At 70.1% G+C, this 17,220-nt stretch carries 18 protein-coding genes and 2 pseudogenes; 8 read left to right on the forward strand and 12 right to left on the reverse strand.

Going from position 1 to position 17,220, the window contains the following annotated elements; all coding sequences use genetic code 11:
• Positions 1 to 577 precede the first annotated feature (577 nt).
• Positions 578 to 1,555, reverse strand: a complete 978-nt coding sequence (locus OH768_RS17070) for a tetratricopeptide repeat protein (RefSeq protein WP_406454519.1) — start codon at positions 1,553 to 1,555, stop codon at positions 578 to 580.
• Between the two features lie 215 nt (positions 1,556 to 1,770).
• Here OH768_RS17070 and OH768_RS17075 point away from each other — a divergent pair, with 215 nt between their 5' ends.
• Positions 1,771 to 2,412, forward strand: coding sequence for a TetR/AcrR family transcriptional regulator (locus OH768_RS17075; RefSeq protein WP_406454521.1), 642 nt, complete (start codon positions 1,771 to 1,773; stop codon positions 2,410 to 2,412).
• Here OH768_RS17075 and OH768_RS17080 read toward each other — a convergent pair.
• From OH768_RS17080 to OH768_RS17095, 4 genes are all read right to left on the reverse strand, one after another.
• Positions 2,409 to 4,109, reverse strand: a complete 1,701-nt coding sequence (locus OH768_RS17080) for a methylmalonyl-CoA mutase (protein ID WP_406454523.1) — start codon at positions 4,107 to 4,109, stop codon at positions 2,409 to 2,411. The genes OH768_RS17075 and OH768_RS17080 overlap by 4 nt on opposite strands.
• A gap of 83 nt (positions 4,110 to 4,192) precedes the next feature.
• Positions 4,193 to 4,531: a DUF3817 domain-containing protein gene (locus OH768_RS17085; RefSeq protein WP_200715382.1), complete on the reverse strand. Its 339-nt coding sequence runs from the start codon at positions 4,529 to 4,531 to the stop codon at positions 4,193 to 4,195.
• Positions 4,532 to 4,597: 66 nt separating this feature from the next.
• Positions 4,598 to 5,107: a MarR family transcriptional regulator gene (locus tag OH768_RS17090; RefSeq protein WP_362981843.1), complete on the reverse strand. Its 510-nt coding sequence runs from the start codon at positions 5,105 to 5,107 to the stop codon at positions 4,598 to 4,600.
• 22 nt (positions 5,108 to 5,129) lie between these two features.
• On the reverse strand, positions 5,130 to 6,374 hold the full coding sequence (locus OH768_RS17095; RefSeq protein ID WP_406454526.1) for an MFS transporter: 1,245 nt from the start codon (positions 6,372 to 6,374) through the stop codon (positions 5,130 to 5,132).
• Between the two features lie 86 nt (positions 6,375 to 6,460).
• Between OH768_RS17095 and OH768_RS17100 the strand changes: the two genes are divergently transcribed.
• On the forward strand, positions 6,461 to 7,444 hold the full coding sequence (locus tag OH768_RS17100; RefSeq protein WP_406454528.1) for a DUF5937 family protein: 984 nt from the start codon (positions 6,461 to 6,463) through the stop codon (positions 7,442 to 7,444).
• 465 nt (positions 7,445 to 7,909) lie between these two features.
• On the opposite strand, the pseudogene OH768_RS17105 reads toward OH768_RS17100, so the two are convergent.
• Positions 7,910 to 8,437, reverse strand: a pseudogene (locus tag OH768_RS17105) (glycosyl transferase); the annotation flags it as partial.
• A 229-nt stretch (positions 8,438 to 8,666) separates the two neighbouring features.
• Between OH768_RS17105 and OH768_RS17110 the strand changes: the two are divergent.
• Together OH768_RS17110 and OH768_RS17115 are read left to right on the forward strand one after the other, a co-directional pair.
• Entirely contained in the window at positions 8,667 to 9,665 is a 999-nt protein-coding gene (locus OH768_RS17110) for a phosphotransferase (RefSeq protein ID WP_406454530.1), read from the forward strand.
• Positions 9,662 to 10,372 carry a hypothetical protein gene (locus tag OH768_RS17115; RefSeq protein ID WP_406454532.1) on the forward strand — a complete coding sequence of 237 codons (711 nt, stop codon included), beginning with the start codon at positions 9,662 to 9,664 and terminating at the stop codon, positions 10,370 to 10,372. Before OH768_RS17110 ends, OH768_RS17115 begins: the two co-directional genes overlap by 4 nt.
• Here the strand turns inward: OH768_RS17115 and OH768_RS17120 are convergent.
• Together OH768_RS17120 and OH768_RS17125 are read right to left on the reverse strand one after the other, a co-directional pair.
• The gene (locus OH768_RS17120) at positions 10,329 to 10,622 is read right to left on the reverse strand and encodes an MTH1187 family thiamine-binding protein (protein ID WP_406454533.1); all 294 of its coding nucleotides are present in this window, start codon (positions 10,620 to 10,622) and stop codon (positions 10,329 to 10,331) included. The two genes, OH768_RS17115 and OH768_RS17120, sit on opposite strands and share 44 nt — an antisense overlap.
• On the reverse strand, positions 10,619 to 10,969 hold the full coding sequence (locus tag OH768_RS17125) for a DUF3817 domain-containing protein (protein ID WP_406454535.1): 351 nt from the start codon (positions 10,967 to 10,969) through the stop codon (positions 10,619 to 10,621). The genes OH768_RS17120 and OH768_RS17125 overlap by 4 nt, the downstream gene beginning before the upstream one ends.
• 250 nt (positions 10,970 to 11,219) lie before the next feature.
• Here OH768_RS17125 and OH768_RS17130 point away from each other — a divergent pair, with 250 nt between their 5' ends.
• From OH768_RS17130 to OH768_RS17145, 4 genes are all read left to right on the forward strand, one after another.
• Positions 11,220 to 11,852: an AIM24 family protein gene (locus OH768_RS17130; RefSeq protein ID WP_317880806.1), complete on the forward strand. Its 633-nt coding sequence runs from the start codon at positions 11,220 to 11,222 to the stop codon at positions 11,850 to 11,852.
• A 1-nt stretch (position 11,853) separates the two neighbouring features.
• Positions 11,854 to 12,504 (forward strand): AIM24 family protein, encoded by a 651-nt coding sequence (locus tag OH768_RS17135; protein ID WP_019073147.1) that lies wholly within the window; start codon positions 11,854 to 11,856, stop codon positions 12,502 to 12,504.
• On the forward strand, positions 12,501 to 13,298 hold the full coding sequence (locus OH768_RS17140) for an AIM24 family protein (RefSeq protein ID WP_362981862.1): 798 nt from the start codon (positions 12,501 to 12,503) through the stop codon (positions 13,296 to 13,298). Before OH768_RS17135 ends, OH768_RS17140 begins: the two co-directional genes overlap by 4 nt.
• Before the next feature lie 92 nt (positions 13,299 to 13,390).
• Entirely contained in the window at positions 13,391 to 13,867 is a 477-nt protein-coding gene (locus tag OH768_RS17145; protein WP_406454538.1) for a MarR family winged helix-turn-helix transcriptional regulator, read from the forward strand.
• Positions 13,868 to 14,327: 460 nt separating this feature from the next.
• On the opposite strand, the gene OH768_RS17150 is transcribed toward OH768_RS17145, so the two are convergent.
• The 4 genes and pseudogenes from OH768_RS17150 to OH768_RS17165 form a co-directional block, all read right to left on the reverse strand.
• On the reverse strand, positions 14,328 to 14,627 hold the full coding sequence (locus OH768_RS17150; RefSeq protein ID WP_406465831.1) for a hypothetical protein: 300 nt from the start codon (positions 14,625 to 14,627) through the stop codon (positions 14,328 to 14,330).
• 40 nt (positions 14,628 to 14,667) lie between these two features.
• Positions 14,668 to 14,901: pseudogene (locus OH768_RS17155) on the reverse strand (IS481 family transposase); the annotation flags it as partial.
• Positions 14,902 to 15,003: 102 nt separating this feature from the next.
• On the reverse strand, positions 15,004 to 15,960 hold the full coding sequence (gene meaB / locus OH768_RS17160; protein WP_406454540.1) for a methylmalonyl Co-A mutase-associated GTPase MeaB: 957 nt from the start codon (positions 15,958 to 15,960) through the stop codon (positions 15,004 to 15,006).
• Positions 15,961 to 15,990: 30 nt separating this feature from the next.
• On the reverse strand, positions 15,991 to 17,193 hold the full coding sequence (locus tag OH768_RS17165; protein WP_406454542.1) for an acetyl-CoA C-acetyltransferase: 1,203 nt from the start codon (positions 17,191 to 17,193) through the stop codon (positions 15,991 to 15,993).
• Positions 17,194 to 17,220 lie beyond the last annotated feature (27 nt).

Consider the following 17,220-nt stretch of genomic DNA (forward strand, 5'->3'; position numbering starts at 1 on the left):
TGGGAGAAGTGCTACGTCCTCGGGAAGGGGAGCGCCTGTACCCGGAGGCGCGAACCCGCGCACCGATCACCGGCGATCACCCCCGAGCGACAACCACTGGTCGCGCCTGACGCACATCACGCACAACCTTGCTGGACAGGCTCCGCCGTGCGGCGAAGACCCCCCTGCCCAAGAGCCGGCTCCATTGTTTCCGGCTCTACTCGGTGGGGACCCAGGAGACCCCGTCGCCCCGACCGGCTGTCGGGGTACGGAAACGGACCGAGCGTCGCCGATCGTGGTGCATTCTCGCCGCCCGCACAAGGGGCTTCGTTACTGGGTAGTAACGACCGGATAACCGAACAACGACCCGCCGGTATCGGCCGACGACGCTGGGTGTCATTGTGGGCCAGAACAAAACCGTTGATCTTCGGACGGAATCCGACAGAACAACGGCCTCGGCTTACTCCAAGTAACAGCGACCGCGATTACCAAGATTTGGTAAAGCGCGGTCGCAGTGACACTCCGTCGGCAAATCTTTCACACCGGCAACACCGTTCCCGAGGTTTACCGACTGGTCAGAACCGGCCTCGGACCCCGCTCAGAACAGCGCCCGCGCCAGTGCCCGCCGGGCCGCCGTCACCCTCGGGTCGTCGCCCCCGACGACCTCGAACAGCTCCAGCAGCCGCACCCGTACGGTGTCCCGGTCGTCACCCACCGTGCGCCGCACGGTGTCGATCAACCGGCCGAACGCGTCCTCGACATGACCGCCCACCAGATCCAGGTCGGCGGCGGCGATCTGCGCCGGCACGTCACCCGGCTTCGCGGCGGCCTCCGTGCGCACCTGCTGCGGGTCGAGCGTCGACACCCGCTGCAGCAACTCGGCCTGCGCGAGCCCGAGCTTGGCCTCCGAGTTGGCCGGGTCGTCGCTCAGCACGTTCTTGTAGGCCTGTACGGCCCCGCCGAAGTCCCCCGCGTCCAGGGCCTGTACGGCGGCTTCCAGCAGGCCGTCGTAGGGGCCGGCCGGCATCTCGGCCGCGGCCTCGGGCCGCTCCCCCGGGACGGCGTCCGGGTCGACGTCCAGCCCGGTGAGACCGAAGCGCTGCTCGGCGACCTGGATCAACTGGTCGAGGGTCTGGCGGATCTGCGGTTCGGCGGCGGCCCCCTGGAAGAGCGGCAGCGCCTGGCCGGCGACCACCGCGAAGACGGCCGGGATGCCCTGCACCCCGAACTGCTGCATCAGCATCTGATTGGCGTCGACGTCGATCCTGGCGAGGACGAAGCGGCCGCTGTAGTCGAGGGCGAGCCGCTCCAGGATCGGGCTCAGCTGCTTGCACGGCTCGCACCACTCGGCCCAGAAGTCGATGACGACCGGGACCTCGGTGGACCGCTGCAGGACCTCGCTCTCGAAGCCCGCCTCATCTACGTCGATCACAAGATCGGCCGGCGAGACGGCTCCGCCACCGCCCTGCCTGGCGGATTCGGCGCGCGCCTGCTCCGCCTTGGCCTTGGCCTCCTGGGCCGCCTTCACCGCGGCGAGGTCGACGACTCCGCTCATGGACATGTTCCGTGGCTGCATGCGTCTATCCTCCCCCGTCCGCCCGTGTGAAGGAAAAGCGTTGTGAAAGCCGGTCCGGTCAGTGCTGTTCGGCAGGTGCTGTTCGGCGTCGGGTCCCCACCCGCGCCCGTGGTTTCGCTACGAGTCGTAGCGTAATGGTGCCGGGTGCCTCGCGGAAAGGGATACCCGGTGATCTCCCTCACTGCACCACAGGAACCGCCGGTTATGGTCGGGGGATGCAGAGCCGCACTCCCCTCCCACGCGCGGCGGGCCGCCCCCGCAGCACCACCGCGGACACCGCGATCCTCGCGGCCACCCGGGAGGCCCTGGTCGAACTCGGCTGGTCCAAGCTCACGTTGGGAGACGTGGCGACCCGCGCCGGGGTTGCGAAAACGACCCTCTACCGCCGCTGGGCAGGCAAGAACGAACTCGTCGTCGACGCCGTCGCCGAACTCTTCGACGAGCTGGAACTGCCCGACCGGGGCACCCTGGCCGCCGACATCGAGGGCGTCGTCCTCCAGTTCGCGGCGATCCTGGCCCGCCCGGAGGCCAAGAGCGGACTGATGGCGGTGGTCGCCGAGTCCGTCCGCGACGACGCCCTGCGCGAACGCATCCGCGAATCGATCGTCGACCGGCAGAAGTGCCTGGTCGTCGAGGGCAGGGCCCGCGCCCAGGCACGCGGCGAACTGCCCCCCGAATCAGACCCGCTGGAGGCCGCGCGCACCGCCGACCTGATCTTCGACGTGGTCGCCGGCGCGGTCGTCCACCGCACCCTGGTCAGCGCGGAACCCGCCGACGAGGACTGGGTCCACAGCTTCACCCAGGTCCTGCTGCTCGGCCTGACCTCGCTCAGCGGGACCCAGACACCTCCGCTCTAGAACCCGGCGGGCTCCGTGTAGACGCCCCACTCCTCCCGCAGCACCCCACAGATCTCGCCCAGCGTCGCCTCGGCCCGCGCCGCGTCCAGCATCGGCCCGATCATGTTCGACCCGTCCCGCGCGGCGGCGAGCATCGCGTCCAGAGCCGCCGCTACGGCCCCCTCGTCCCGCGCTCCCTTCCGCGCCCCCAACTCCCGGACCTGCTCCCGCTCCACCTCGTGGCTGACCCGCAGAATCTCCAGGTCCCCGGTGACCGACCCGTGATGCACATTGACACCCACGACCCGCTTGTCGCCCTTCTCCACGGACCGCTGGTACTGGAACGCAGCCTCTGCGATCTCGCCGGTGAACCAGCCGTCCTCGATGCCGCGCAGGATGCCGGAGGTGATCGGCCCGATCGGGTGCTGTCCGTCCGGGTGGGCCCGCAGCCCGCGCTCCCTGATCTGCTCGAAGATCTTCTCGGCGTCCGCCTCGATCCGGTCGGTGAGCTGCTCGACGTACCACGAACCGCCCAGCGGATCCGCCACGTTGGCGACCCCGGTCTCCTCCATCAGCACCTGCTGCGTGCGCAGCGCGATCTCCGCGGCCTGCTCACTCGGCAGCGCCAGCGTCTCGTCCAGGGCGTTGGTGTGCAGCGAGTTGGTCCCGCCGAGAACCGCGGCAAGGGCCTCGACTGCCGTACGGACGACGTTGTTGTACGGCTGCTGCGCGGTCAGCGAGACGCCGGCGGTCTGGGTGTGGAAGCGCAGCCACTGCGCCTTCTCGGACTCCGCGCCGTAGACGTCCCGCATCCAGCGGGCCCAAATCCTGCGCGCCGCGCGGAACTTGGCGATCTCCTCGAAGAAGTCGACGTGCGCGTCGAAGAAGAAGGACAGGCCGGGCGCGAAGACGTCCACGTCGAGGCCCCGGGACAGGCCGAGTTCGACGTACCCGAAGCCGTCGGCCAGCGTGTACGCCAGCTCCTGCGCGGCCGTGGAGCCGGCCTCGCGGATGTGGTAGCCGGAGACGGACAGCGGCTTGTAGGCGGGGATGCCGGTCGCGCAGTACTCCATGAGGTCGCCGATGAGGCGCAGGTGCGGCTCGGGCTGGAAGAGCCACTCCTTCTGGGCGATGTACTCCTTGAAGATGTCCGTCTGGAGCGTGCCGTTGAGGACGGCGGGGTCGATGCCCTGGCGTTCGGCGGCGACCAGGTACATGCAGAAGACGGGGACGGCGGGCCCGCTGATGGTCATCGAGGTCGTCACGTCGCCCAGCGGGATGTCCTTGAAGAGGGCCTCCATGTCGGCGGCGGAGTCGATGGCGACCCCGCAGTGCCCGACCTCGCCGAGGGAACGCGGGTCGTCGGAGTCTCGGCCCATGAGGGTCGGCATGTCGAAGGCGACGGAGAGTCCGCCGCCGCCGTTGGCCAGGATCTTCTTGTACCGCTCGTTGGTCTGCTCGGCGTTGCCGAACCCGGCGAACTGCCGGATCGTCCAGGTCCGCCCCCGGTAGCCCGTGGCGTGCAGCCCGCGCGTGTAGGGGTACTCGCCGGGCCATCCGATCCGCTCGAAGCCGTCGTACCTGTCCCCGGGGCGTGGCCCGTACACCGGCTCGACCGGGTCCCCGGAGAGCGTGGTGAAGTCGGCCTCACGCTTGCGTGCGGCGTCGAACCGGGCCTGCCAGCGTCGGCGGCCCTCTGCGATGGCGTCAGCGTCCATGCTTCGAATTTACTAGGACGTCCTAGTAAATGTCGATGGGCAACCGCCGTACGCGACCCGTACGGCGGTGAAGGTGGTGGGGCCTACGCCTTGGCGGCGACCGGAGTCGGCTCGACGATCTTCGACTCCAGCTCGTGGCTGATCTTCCGCTCCACGAAGAACGCGGCGGTCGGGATGGTCCCCGCGAGCAGCACCCAGAGCTGCTTGCCGACCGGCCACTTCGCCTTGGAGCCCAGATCGAACGCGAAGAGCAGGTACACGACGTACAGCCAGCCGTGCGCGATGGCGACGACCTCGGTGAAGCTGCCGGCGCCGTCGATCTTGAGGAGGTACTTGGCGATCATGCTGAGGCACAGCAGGACCAGCAGGACACCCGTGACGTACGCCATGACGCGGTAGCGGGTCAGCACGCTCTTTTTCATGAGGACGAGCGTAACGACCGGTTCCGGGCGATCTTTCCCCGGGTCAGTCCTCGTCCTTTGCCCGGGTCAGTCCTCTTCGAAGTCCGCCGCCGCGACCCTGAGCGGCCGCAGCATCGCGAAGATCTCCGCGCACTCCTCCGCGTCGTAGGCGCTGAGCCCGAAGTCCATCTCCATCAGGTCGCGGGTCGCCGCGTCGCAGACCTCGCGGCCCTTGTCGGTGATGGAGGCGAGGGTGCCGCGGCCGTCGTTGGGGTTCGGGCGCTTGTCGACGAGCCCTGATCTGACCAGCCGGTCCACGGTGTTGGTGACGGACGTGGGATGCACCATGAGCCGCTCGCCGATCTTCGACATCGGCAGCTCACCCGCCTTGGAGAAGGTGAGCAGCACCAGCGCCTCGTACCGCGCGAAGGTCAGCCCGTACGGTTTGACGACCGCGTCGACCTCGGCGAGCAGGATCTGCTGTGCTCGCATGATCGAGGTGATGGCGGCCATCGACGGTACGTTTCCCCAGCGCTGCTTCCAGTGTTCGTCGGCACGGGCGATGGGGTCGAAAGGGAGACTGAGCGGCTTCGGCACGTCACCAGACCTTACCGGCCGGTCACATCGTGGTCAGCCCCGTCTCGTCTTTCGGTCCCCCGGCGGTCCTGCGGGCCTCCACGGCGAGCAGTGCGCAGCACACCGTGCCGAGCGCCCCGGCACCCACGACCGCCCCGCGCACCCCGGCGAACTCGGCGGCCACACCGGCCAGGGCCATGCCCACGCCCTGGATGGTCATCAGCCCGGCGGTGAGCAGGGTCATGGCCCGGCCGCGCAGTTCCTGGGGCACGTCCCGTACGAACCACTGGTCGAGGCCGAGCGTGTACGCGGACCCGGCGCCCGCGACCGCCAGCAGCGCCAGGGAGAGCGCGAGGCCCGGCCGGCCGGCGTAGGCGAGGTAGGGCAGGAGGGTGCAGCAGACCAGCGGGAGGGCGATCCGTTCCCGGGCGGCGGGGCGCAGCCGGGAGCCGGCGTACAGCTCGCCGGCGATCGTGCCGACGGGCAGGGCGCACATCAGCAGCCCGAGCCCGGTCGAACCGGCGCCGAGTTCGGCCGCGTACGGGGCGGCCAGGGCCTCCGGGGCTACGGAGAACATCGCGGGCAGCCAGAACAGCAGGAGCAGCGCCCGTACCCGGCGGTTCGCGAGGACCTGCCGGGCGCCCTTGAGAGAGTCGGCCAGCAGGGCGCCCCCGCCGCTCGCCCTGGCGGGGCGGCGCCGGGTGCCGAGGCGCAGCAGGGCGGCGGAGGTGAGAAAAGTGCCCACGGTGATCAGCAGCGCGTGGCGCGGCGAGACCACGGTGAGCAGCAGGCCGCCGAGTCCGTAGCCGACGAGCAGCGCGCTCTGCGACACGATCCGCAGCAGCGAGCGGCCGAGCACGAAGAGGTCGCCGTCGCCGAGGATGTCGGCGAGCGTCGCCATCCTGGTGCCCGCGAACACCGGTGAGACGACGGCGAGGGCGCAGCGGAGCAGCAGCAGTACGGCGATGCCGGTGCCCGGCGCGACCATCGCCGCGACACAGCCCGCGCACACCAGGTCGCAGACCACGAGCACGCGTCGGGCCGGGTAGCGGTCGGCGACCCCGGCGAGGAGCGTCCCGCCGATGAGATACGGCAGGAAGCCCACCGCGAACGCGAGCGCGCTCATCAGGGGCGAGCCGGTGAGGTCGTAGACGAGTACGGAGAGCGCGATCTCGGTGACGATCACGCCGAGCAGGGACAGCGCGTGTGCGGCGAAGACGACGCGGAACTCGGGGACGGCGAGGACGCGGCGGTAGCCGGTGGGCGGCGCGGGCGGGGCTTGGAGCATGGGCAGCAGCGTGCTCGGCGGCGGCCCGGCGCCCTAGAGTTTCGGACAGGGCCGAATCTTCTGGCCGGCTTCTTTGGAGGTGGGGCATGCCGTCGCGGCTGTATTTCGGGGAGGACGACTTCCTCAGGTGCCGGTTCGCCGTGTCGCCGCTCTGGGAGACGCAGGAGGTCGTGCGCACACTGAAGCGGCCGGAACGGCACGGGTATCACGCGGACTGGCTGCGGCGGACCGGTGCGGCGGTGGCCGGTCTCGATCTCGGGCCGCTGTGGCTGCTGATGCCGCAGCCCGGGCACTGTCCCGACTGGCTGTGCCCGCCGCCGATCGGTCCGGCGGCCACCTTCGAGCAGGAGATCGCCGCAGTGCGCGCGGCCGATCCGGCCGAGGCCCGGGAGGACACGGCCAGGTCGCTGGCGGACACCCCGGGCGCGCTGGAGTCCGCGCGCGGCCGGGCCTGGCTGCGTGAACCCGCCCGCATGATCGAGGAGTTGGCCGATGCGATGGAGGCCGTCTGGCACACCCTGGTCGCGCCGGACTGGCCCCGGCTGCGCGCCCTGCTGGAGGCGGACATCGCCTTCCACTCGCGCCGGCTCGCCGAGGTCGGGCTGGGCGTACTGCTCCCGGAGATCAGCCGGTACTGCGCCTGGGACGCGGGAACGCTGACCGTGGACTTCCGGGGCGAGCACGAGCGTCATCTCGGCGGTCAGGGCCTGGTGCTGCTGCCGAGCGTCTTCATCTGGCCGAACGTGGTCAGCACCTTCGAGCACCCCTGGCAGCCGACCCTGGCCTACCCGGCCCGGGGCATCGGCGCCCTGTGGTCCGAGCCCGCCGACCACACCCCCGACGCGCTGCTACGACTGCTGGGACGCGGCCGGGCCACCGTGCTGACCGCGCTCGACGAACCGGCCTCCACGACCGCCCTCGCCCACCGCCTCCGTCTCGCGCCCTCGTCGGTGTCCGCACATCTGACGGTGCTGCGCGACGCGGGCCTGCTCACGGCGCGGCGCTACGGCCATCAGGTGCTCTACGAGCGGACCCCGCTGGGGATCGCGCTGGCCGCGGGCGGCGGCTGACCGACGGACCAGAGCCCGACCGAGTCCGCGAACGCACACCCTTGGGAATCCGCGCCGGCCTCACACGACCACCGCCCGACGCGCCAGGGCCCGGTGCGGTGACGGATCGTTCACAATCGCCGACGAATCGTCACTTGATGTCCCCTCGCGCAAGGGAGCGGCGTGTCCCGGCTGATCCGCACGTTCGCGGTGCTCTCGGTGTTCGGGCTCGCGGTGGGCTGTTCGTCCGCCGCCGACGTCGACGAGGCCTCCGTCGCCGGTGCCCGGTCCAAGGACCCGGCACACGCCACGTCCTTCTGGGTCGACCCGGCGAGCCCGGCGGCCGAGCAGATCCAGATGTGGGAGCGGGAGGGCCGCAAGCACGACGCCACCCTGCTGAAGCGGATCGCCGACCAGCCGACCGCGCTGCGGCCGGCCGGCGGGCTCGACCCCGGCCCGGTGATCCGGGCGGCGACGGCGTCCGCCGCCCAACTCGGCGCACAGCGCCTTGGCTTGCTCGTCGTCCCCCTCATCGAGAAGCCAGACGTCGACGGGCCCGGTATGCGTGACCCCGACCGCGCCTTCGAGGGTGGCGCGAACCATGGACAGAGGTTCCTTGCCCGGGACGTACGTAGTGAGGAAGGCGACGCGAGTGCCGGCCTCGGGGACGACGGGGATGGGGTCGCGGGCGACCAGCGTGGCGTGGGCGACGGAGGCGACGTTGACGACCATGAACAGCTCGATGAGGCCGATGGCTATCAGCATCGTGATGTCGAGCCCGACCATCCATTCCTGACCGCCCTCGCGCTCGACCCAGTGGGTGGGTCGGACGAGGTAGACGAGCAGGGCGGCGGTGAGCACCGGGGCGAGGCTCATCAGGAGGACAGCGCGTATTCGGTGGGGCTCGCGCGAGAGGAGCGAGGTGTACTGCACCTGGTACGACGCACCGGACGGCTCGGTGAGCGGCCCGGCCAGCCGGCTGTAGGTGTCGTAGTCGTAGCCCTCCGGCCGCACAGCTCCCTCCAATGATTGAGGAGTGATCGACGCCCGGGGACCGCCGGAACCGTCGGGTTCCGAAGATCGACCGGGCCGATAACCTCACACACGTGGAGAATTGAGGGCGTGTCGAACTGGGTGCGTCCAGGTGGGTGGGGGGTGCCCCCGGCGGCGGAACGGGTCGGGGAGCGGGCTCGGGGAGAATGCCGCTGGTCATGATCCTCAGCAGCGTCCCGGAGGTACTCGCATGCAGGACACCGCCGATCTCGTCGCGGAGACCTACGCGCTCGGAGCCGGCCCGTGGACGATGACACCCGTCGCCCGTGGCGCGCTGGGACAGATCTGGAAGCTGTCCGGCAACGGCTCCGTGTGGGCGGTCAAGGAGCTCCTCTTCGGCTGCGACGAGGAGCAGGTCCGCCGCGAGGCCGAGTTACGGCAGGTCGCCGAGAACCTGGGCATCGCGTCACCGCGGCTCATGCCCGACCGGCACGGTGCGTACGTGTCACGCCTCGGCCCCGGCCCCGGTTCCGGCTCGTCCGGTGGGTCCCACGTCAAGCTGTACGACTGGATCGACGGCACCCCGGCGGACACCTCCGATCCGGACATCCTGGACTGGTTCGGGCGGACGATGGCGCTGCTGCACAGGGCGGGAGCGGGCGAGAGCGAGATCCCGAGCTCCTGGTACGAGCGGTGCCCGCAGGACTCCGAGTGGGAAGAGCTGCACGCGAAGGTGCGGCGGGCCGGGCTGCCGTGGGCGGACGTGCTGGGCCGGTTCATCGCCACCTCCGCCGCGGAGTTGGCGCGCTGGGTGACCCCGTCCGACCCCGGCGACCTGGTGACGTCCCATCTCGATCTGCAACCCCAGAACGTCCTGGTCGGCCCGGCCGGTCCCGTCCTCCTCGACTGGGACAACGCCGGACCCGCTGCGGCGGAACGGGAGTTGGCCCGCGCCCTGTTCGTGTGGTCGGGCGGGAACGAGGGGGATGTTGAGGCGGGCGCGCGTGTGGCGCGGGCCTATCGGCGTGCCGGGGGGCGTGCCGTCGTATGGGGTCGGCGGTCGTTCTCGATGCTTTTCGCGACCGACCTGAACTACGTGTACGTCCAGGCCGAGTGCGCGATCGACCCGAAGGTCACCGACGCGCAACGGGAGTTCGCGAGCGGCCAGGTCGTCGCCGCCCTGCACCGGGTGCCGGACCTGGCGGTCGTCTCACGGTTGAGTGGGGCCGTGGAGGGGAGTTGGCGGTGACGGTTCTGGTGTCGGTGTGGGGAGCGGCTCCCGGCGTGGGTAAGTCGACCCTGTGCGCCGGGTTGTCCCGGTCGCTCGCCGGTGCCGGCCTACGGGTGGATCACTTCCGCGAGGAGGAGGTCCTGACCCGGCCTCAGTTCGCCGCGGTGGCCGGGGAGTTCGAGGCGAAGGGAGCTGTCGGGCTGGAGACCTTGGCCGCGGCTGCGGCATGTTTCGCCGAGTCGGTCGTGGCGCGGGGCGACGAGGTGGTGATCGCGGACGCGCTGGTGCCGTTCGTGCCGACGTTGCTCGCGATGGGGCACGGCGCGGAGACGATCGACGCGTTCACGGCCGGGCTCACGAGTGTGCTGGCCCGGGTCCGTCCGGTCGTGGTCTTCCTCGACGGGGACGCCGGGGTCGCGCTGTCCCGTGCCGCCGAGCGGGAAGGGCCGGAGTGGCTGGAGCGGTACGTCGGAAAGCTCGCCGCGTACGGGGTGAGCCCGCGCGTGACCGACCTCGCGTCGGCGGTGACGTACCTGCGGCGCGAACGCGCGGTGACGCTTGGCGCAGTCCGTCAGCCCGGGTGGGGGCTCGTCGTGGTCGAGCGAGCCCCCGAGTTGTCCCCGGACGAGGTGCTGCGGGTCGTGCGGCAGGGCCTGAAACCCTGGCTCGGCGATGCCGGGGCTACTGCGCCAAGTGCCGCTCGACCGTCTCCACCTTCGACGTGAGGCCGTCGGTCACCCCGGGGCGGATGTCCGCCTTGAGGACTACGGAGACGCGCGGGGCGCGTGCCTCGACGGCGGCGACCGCGCGCTTGACGACGTCCATGACCTGGTCCCACTCACCTTCGACGCTGGTGAACATCGCGTCGGTGCGGTTGGGCAGGCCCGACTCGCGGACGACGCGGACGGCGTCGGCGACGTACTCGCCGACGTCCTCGCCGACACCCAGGGGCGTCACGGAAAAGGCGACGATCATGCCTTCACGGCCCCTTCCTGCTCCTGGCGGGCGCGGGAGGCGATGACCGCGTCCTCGGACTCGCGCCGGAGCTTGCGCTCGGCGAAGAAGCCGCCGGTGGGCAGGACGGAGAGGACGAAGTAGAGGGCCGCCGTCTTCGCGCCCCACTTGGTGCGGTTCCAGGCGTCGGCCCAGAAGAGGACGTAGAGGATGAAGAGGACGCCGTGGACCATGCCCATCACGGGCACCGCGTTGAAGTCCGTGGTCCGCTTCAGCACCGAGCAGGTGAGCAGCAGGAGGAAGGACACGGCCTCGGGGGCCGACACCAGGCGGAGGCGGCGGATTGCAGTGGCGGTCTTGATGTCCACAGGTCACCTTCGGTGAGGGAGACGTCCACAGTTTGTGAACGCGAGCACAAACGCTCGTCCATTGTGGCAAACGGCTGGGCGAGCCGAGACCGGGGGTCCACCGTCGACCCGAGCGCGTGCACGGCGGTCGTACGGCTGAACGCGTCCAGCGACACTCCCTGGGTCTGCCCTAGGGGCCAGGTCAGGGTCGTTCTCCACCCACGGGCCCTGTCGGCGACCGCGCCCGTGCGGTTACCTTCGCACGGTGGCGATGTTTCGACTCCAGGGCAGCAAGGTGCTCGCCGTCGACATGACCGGGGACGCCGTGAAGGCGAAGAACGGCTCGATGGTCGCGTACGACGGGCAGATGGCCTTCAAGAAGATGAGCGGCGGCGGTGAGGGCATCCGGGGGATGGTCACCCGGCGGCTCACCGGTGAGCAGATGACGGTGATGGAGGTGAGGGGGCAGGGCACCTGCTGGTTCGCGGACCGGGCCTCCGAGATCAACCTCGTGAATCTCCAGGGCGACAAGCTGTACGTCGAGTCGAGCAACCTGCTCGCGACCGACGCGGGACTGAGAACGGGCACGACGTTCACGGGCCTGCGCGGCGCCTCGCAGGGCAACGGGCTGTTCACGACGACCGTCGAGGGCCACGGCCAGGCGGCGATCATGTCGGACGGCCCGGCGGTGGTGCTGCGGGTGAGCCGGCAGTATCCGCTGACCGTCGACCCCGGCGCGTACATCGCGCACCAGGGGAACCTGCACCAGTCCTTCCAGTCCGGTGTGACCTTCCGCACCTTCTTCGGGGAGGGCGGCGGCGAGGCCTTCCAGATCCGCTTCGAGGGGGACGGGCTCGTCTACGTCCAGCCCAGCGAGCGGAACACGATCGCGGGGGACGTGTGACATGACGTTCACGGAGATCAACTCGAAGATGATCCAGGCCACTGTCATGCCGGGTCAGCGGCTGTACAGCCAGCGCGGCGCGATGCTCGCCTACAAGGGCGACGTCTCCTTCACCCCGAACATCCAGGGCGGCCAGGGCGGCGTCATGTCGATGCTCGGCCGCCGCGTCGCCAACGAGGCGACCCCCCTGATGACCGTCGAGGGCAGCGGCACCGTGATGTTCGGTCACGGCGGGCACCACATCCAGATCATCGAGCTCACCGGAGACACCCTCTACGTGGAGGCCGACCGTCTCCTCGCCTTCGAGGGCACCCTCCAGCAGGGCACGATGTTCATGGGCTCACAGGGCGGCGTCATGGGGATGGTCCGCGGCCAGGTCACCGGCCAGGGCCTGTTCACGACCACGCTCCAGGGGCGGGGCGCGGTCGCCGTGATGGCCCACGGCGGGGTCTTCGAGGTGCCGATCACCCCCGGCAGACCCGTCCATGTCGACCCGCAGGCCTACGTCGCCCACCACGGCGACGTCCGCAACAAGCTGTCCACGGCGCTCGGTTGGCGCGACATGGTGGGCCGGGGCTCCGGCGAGGCGTTCCAGCTGGAGCTGAGCGGCAGCGGCGCGGTGTACGTCCAGGCGTCGGAGGAGAAACTGTGAGCCAGTACGCGGGATCCGGCCCCACGGTCTTCGACCCGATGACCCTGCCGGTCGACGACAACGTCAACAAGTACACCTTCTGCGTGGAGCTCAAGGGGAGCCAGTGGTTCCTGCAGAAGGGGAAGATGATCGCCTACTACGGCTCGATGGAGTTCAACGGCATCGGGCACGGGCGACTCGACCGGCTTGTCCGCACGTCCTTCCATTCGCCTCTGCACGCGAGCGACTGGGTGGTGGCGGACGGCTCGGGCAAGATGCTGCTCGCCGACCGGGCCTTCGACGTCAACGCGTACGACCTCGAAGACGCCAACATGACCATTCGCTCGGGCAATCTGCTCGCTTTTCAGCCAAGTCTTGCTCTCAAGCAGTCGATTGTTCCCGGCTTTCTGACACTCATCGGAACCGGCAAGATCGTGGCCGCCTCCAGCGGGCCGGTGGTGTTCATGGAACCCCCGATCCGGGTCGACCCGCAGGCGCTCGTCGGCTGGGCCGACTGCCCGTCCCCGTGCCATCACTACGACCACGCCTACATGACCGGCCTCATGGGCGGTCTACGTGCGATGACGGGCATCGGCGGGGCCTCCGGGGAGGAGCACCAGTTCGAGTTCGTGGGGGCGGGTACGGTACTGCTCCAATCTTCCGAGAACCTCATGCCCGAGCAGGCCACAGGGGTTGTGCCGCACGAGCCGGGAGTACCGGGCGGGGGCGGGGTTCCCACAGGTCCCTCACAGCAAGCGGGCGCACCGCGCCTTCCCGGACAGCTGGGAGATCTCCAGCGTCGCTTCGGGCTGTGAGCGGTAGTCTGCGGAGTGTGACGTCGAACGTGTGCGCGCCGTCACGCCACCCTCACTAGTTCGCCTTTCAACATTTTAGGTAGACTTCATTCATGGAGACCGAGACGGCCACGCGCTGGCTGACCGATGAGGAGCAGTGCGCCTGGCGCACCCACCTGGAGGTCAACAGACTGCTGACGTACCAGCTCGAAAAGGACCTTCAGCCGTTCGGCCTGACGATGAACGACTACGAGATCCTGGTGAACCTCTCCGAGGCGGAGGACAAACGGCTGCGGATGAGCGACCTCGCCGCCGCCACGCTCCAGTCCAAGAGCCGCCTCTCGCACCAGATCACCCGCATGGAGAACGCGGACCTGGTACGCCGGGAGAACTGCGAGTCGGACCGCCGGGGACTGTACGCGGTGCTCACCGAACACGGCCTGGCGACGATGAAGAAGGTCGCGCCCCATCATGTCGCCTCCGTGCGGCGGCACTTCATCGACCTCGTGACCCCCGAAGGCCTGTCGGAACTCGACAAAACGCTTAAGCCGATCGCGGAACATCTGCGGGGGCAGCGCGGGCGTCCCTGACGTTGGTTGCGGGACCGTCTGGGGGCTGCCGCCCCCAGGCCACCGCTTCGGCCCTGAAGGGGCCTCTCCTCAAACGCCGGACAGGCTGGATTGTGCCGAGCGGGACGGGTGAAGTCCGGCGCACTACAACGCCCCGACTTTTTTGGGGGCGCGGGGCTGTGTCGATTCGCGGCTCCTCCGCGTGGGCGCGACCAGCCACGACGGACCCGCAGACAACAAACCGCCCTGCCGGCGGAGCACTTGGCAGATACGCGGTAGTCAGAGCTGGTGCGACAAAGAAGCACGCGCACGCCGCCGCCACGGTGAGTGACCACACCCCCGCCGCCGGCCCAGCCTCAGCCAGGGCCAGCCCGAGACCCAGCGCCGACCTCGTCAGCCGTACCCACGCGGCCAGCACCCAGGGCACCGTCGCCGTACCCCCGCTGTTCGGCGAACGCCATCACCAGCAGGTAGACGGCGCTCAGCGCGAGCCCCCTACCGGCGGCCACGACGACCGGGCCGAGCAGCCCGCGGACTCTGGAAAGCCGCAATCCCCGCCCGGCGCCTGCCGGAACGCGTACGCCGCCCAGTGCCGTGACGTGACGAAGGCGAGCGTCCCCGCGCCGATCATCAACGGGCCGACGATGTACGGGAGTTCCTCGGCGACGCCGTCGAGGCTGTACGCGCGCTGCAACAGCCCCCGGTCGCCGACCAGTTCGGCCCACACGGAGCGCATGGTGGGGCCAAGTGGGGGCGCGCACTTGCCGGTTGGCGCAGCCACCGTGAGCACCGCCTCCGGTGTTCCGGGGCCCCAGGTCGCCGCCGCGAGGGCGCACAGGCGCCATGGGGAGCAGGGTGAGACGGTTCAGGCCGTGGCGGGTGAGGATGCTGGGCACGGTGGAGGCGGGCAGGCCCAGGACCGGTCCGATGCGGGCGGGTCCGAGTTTGCGGTCCTGCCGCAGCCGGCACACCCGTGCGACCGGACGGCCGGCGCAGACACGTTCGACGAGCAGTCGCCTGCCGTGAACGGTCAGCCGGGCATTACGGCGGGACACGAAGACCTCCGTGCGGTGCAGTCCTGGACAGCTCCACCACACCGGAGGTCTTCGCCATGATCAAGCGCCGGCCAGTGTCGACAACGCTCGTGGTCAATACACCTAGCCCTCTGTGATGCCCGCGATCAGTTCGTCCGCCGCGCGGTACGCGTCCAACTCCCCCGCCACGACCCGTTCCGCGAGCGCACCCACCCGCCGGTCCCCATGCAGGTCCCCGATCCGCGCCCGCAGCGCCGTGACAGCGATCGTCTCGATCTCGCGGGCCGCCCGGGCCGCCCGGCGTTCCGCGAGGACGCCGTGTTCCTCCATCCATGCCCGGTGCTTCTCCAGGGCTTCCACCACCTCGTCGATGCCCTCGGAGCGGGAGGCCACCGTCTTGACGATCGGGGGGCGCCAGTCGCCGGGGCCGCGGGACTCGCCGAGGCCGAGCATGTGGTTCAGCTCGCGGGCGGTCGCGTCGGCGCCGTCGCGGTCGGCCTTGTTGACGACGTAGATGTCGCCGATCTCCAGGATTCCGGCCTTCGCCGCCTGGATGCCGTCACCCATCCCCGGGGCCAGCAGCACCACGCTGGTGTCGGCCTGGGAGGCGATCTCCACCTCCGACTGGCCGACCCCGACCGTCTCCACCAGGATCACCTCGCAGCCCGCTGCGTCGAGGACGCGGATCGCCTGCGGGGCCGACCAGGCGAGGCCGCCGAGGTGGCCCCGGGTGGCCATCGAGCGGATGTAGACGCCGGGGTCGGAGGAGTGGTCCGACATGCGGACGCGGTCCCCTAGCAGGGCGCCGCCCGAGAACGGCGAGGACGGGTCGACGGCCAGGACGCCGACCCGCCTGCCCTGCTTGCGGTACGCCGTGACCAGCGCGGAGGTGGACGTCGACTTGCCGACGCCCGGCGATCCCGTGAGGCCCACGACGTACGCCCCGCCGGTCAGCGGTGCGAGGGCCGCCATGACCTCCCTGAGCTGGGGGGACGCCCCCTCCACCAGGGAGATCAGCCGGGCCACGGCCCGCGGCCGGCCTTCCCTGGCCTGGGCCACCAGCGAGGCGACGTCCTGCATCACAGCTCCGTTCCGTCGGGAAAGTACAGCTCAGGCCTTGGGTACCCGCACGATCAGCGCGTCACCCTGACCGCCGCCGCCGCACAGCGCCGCCGCGCCGACCCCGCCGCCGCGCCGCTTGAGTTCCAGGGCGAGGTGCAGGACGAGACGGGCGCCGGACATGCCGATGGGATGGCCCAGGGCGATGGCTCCGCCGTTGACGTTCACCTTTTCCGTTGACACCCCGAGGTCCTTCATTGACTGCACCGCGACGGCGGCGAAGGCCTCGTTGATCTCGATCAGGTCGAGGTCCTCGACCTCCAGGCCCTCCTTCTTCAGGGCGTGCAGGATCGCGTTGGACGGCTGCGACTGGAGCGAGTTGTCGGGTCCCGCCACATTGCCGTGGGCGCCGATCTCGGCGATCCACTCCAGGCCCAGCTCCTGCGCCTTGGTCTTGCTCATCACGACCACGGCCGCCGCACCGTCCGAGATCTGCGAGGAGGTGCCGGCGGTGATCGTGCCGTCGCGGGAGAACGCGGGGCGCAGCTTGCCGAGCGATTCGACCGTGGTCTCCGCGCGGATGCCCTCGTCCTTGCTGAAGACGACCGGCTCGCCCTTGCGCTGCGGGATCTCGATGGGGGTGATCTCGGCCTCGAAGACTCCGTTCTGCTGGGCGGCGGCGGCCCGCTGGTGGGACAGGGCGGCGACCTCGTCCTGCTCGGGCCGCGCGATGCCGAGGCGCGTGTTGTGCTTCTCGGTGGACTCGCCCATGGCGATGTTCTCGAAGGCGTCGGTCAGGCCGTCGTAGGCCATCGCGTCGAGCATCTCGATCGCGCCGTACTTGTATCCCTCGCGGGACTTGGGGAGCAGGTGGGGGGCGTTGGTCATGGACTCCTGGCCGCCCGCGACGATCACGTCGAACTCACCTGCACGGATGAGCTGGTCGGCGAGCGCGATGGCGTCGAGGCCCGAGAGACAGACCTTGTTGATGGTGAGCGCGGGGACGCTCATGGGGATGCCCGCCTTGACGGCGGCCTGGCGTGCCGGGATCTGCCCTGCCCCGGCCTGGAGCACCTGGCCCATGATCACGTACTGCACCTGGTCGCCACCGATACCCGCACGGTCGAGGGCGGCCTTGATCGCGAAGCCGCCGAGGTCGGCTCCGGAGAAGGTCTTCAGGGAGCCCAGCAACCGTCCCATGGGCGTCCGGGCGCCCGCGACGATCACCGAGGTCGTGCTGTTCGTTCCAGACATGAGGTGCGATCCCCTTCCAGCGTGTTT

The organism is Streptomyces sp. NBC_01622, from assembly GCF_045209635.1.
Lineage (GTDB): Bacteria > Actinomycetota > Actinomycetes > Streptomycetales > Streptomycetaceae > Streptomyces.

Coding starts and splice junctions, on each gene's coding strand:
- OH768_RS17070 (WP_406454519.1), bottom strand. CDS start 1,555: ATGCAGCCACGGAACATGTCCATGAGCGGAGTCGTCGACCTCGCCGCG.
- OH768_RS17075 (WP_406454521.1), top strand. CDS start 1,771: ATGCAGAGCCGCACTCCCCTCCCACGCGCGGCGGGCCGCCCCCGCAGC.
- OH768_RS17080 (WP_406454523.1), bottom strand. CDS start 4,109: ATGGACGCTGACGCCATCGCAGAGGGCCGCCGACGCTGGCAGGCCCGG.
- OH768_RS17085 (WP_200715382.1), bottom strand. CDS start 4,531: ATGAAAAAGAGCGTGCTGACCCGCTACCGCGTCATGGCGTACGTCACG.
- OH768_RS17095 (WP_406454526.1), bottom strand. CDS start 6,374: ATGCTCCAAGCCCCGCCCGCGCCGCCCACCGGCTACCGCCGCGTCCTC.
- OH768_RS17100 (WP_406454528.1), top strand. CDS start 6,461: ATGCCGTCGCGGCTGTATTTCGGGGAGGACGACTTCCTCAGGTGCCGG.
- OH768_RS17110 (WP_406454530.1), top strand. CDS start 8,667: ATGCAGGACACCGCCGATCTCGTCGCGGAGACCTACGCGCTCGGAGCC.
- OH768_RS17120 (WP_406454533.1), bottom strand. CDS start 10,622: ATGATCGTCGCCTTTTCCGTGACGCCCCTGGGTGTCGGCGAGGACGTC.
- OH768_RS17130 (WP_317880806.1), top strand. CDS start 11,220: ATGTTTCGACTCCAGGGCAGCAAGGTGCTCGCCGTCGACATGACCGGG.
- OH768_RS17135 (WP_019073147.1), top strand. CDS start 11,854: ATGACGTTCACGGAGATCAACTCGAAGATGATCCAGGCCACTGTCATG.
- OH768_RS17145 (WP_406454538.1), top strand. CDS start 13,391: ATGGAGACCGAGACGGCCACGCGCTGGCTGACCGATGAGGAGCAGTGC.
- meaB (WP_406454540.1), bottom strand. CDS start 15,960: ATGCAGGACGTCGCCTCGCTGGTGGCCCAGGCCAGGGAAGGCCGGCCG.
- OH768_RS17165 (WP_406454542.1), bottom strand. CDS start 17,193: ATGTCTGGAACGAACAGCACGACCTCGGTGATCGTCGCGGGCGCCCGG.